1 protein-coding gene is annotated in these 388 nt (G+C 61.3%); it reads right to left on the reverse strand.

Annotated features, from left to right (window positions below):
* The coding region (locus KMS84_RS44070) for a hypothetical protein (RefSeq protein WP_256921428.1) at window positions 1-242 on the reverse strand (242 nt) is incomplete at its 3' end.
* Between the last annotated feature and the right edge of the window lie 146 nt (window positions 243-388).

The raw sequence follows: 388 nt of genomic DNA on the forward strand, positions 1-388 counted from the left end.
GTGATCTGGCCTGGGCTCAAGTGAGAGCTGCGAACGGGCAGTATCCAGGCTTCATCGGCAAACGTGGACAGGTCCGCATGCATGGCGCGATCAGGCTGGGTCTTATTGTTTATTGGCGGCCTGGCAACTTGAAAATGGGGCCGGGTGAAGTCGCCAGCCGGATCCCCGGCTATGGTCAATTCCGGCTGGGCGAAAGGTGCCAAGAGCAGGATGAAATAACAGGCGATGGGGATTCGCTTCATGGTGGTGTGCCTTGTTCGAAGGAAACCAGCAGTCGTTCGAGTTGCCGGGAAAAGCCCGCGCGGTAACGCGCGGCCGGCGTTCCGCCTGCCGGGCGGTGATAGCGTCCCGCAGCCAACACCCAATCACCGGTGGCGGCGTGATGCTC

The sequence above is a fragment of the Streptomyces hilarionis genome (assembly GCF_024539675.1).
Classification (GTDB): Bacteria; Actinomycetota; Actinomycetes; order Streptomycetales; family Streptomycetaceae; genus Streptomyces; species Streptomyces hilarionis.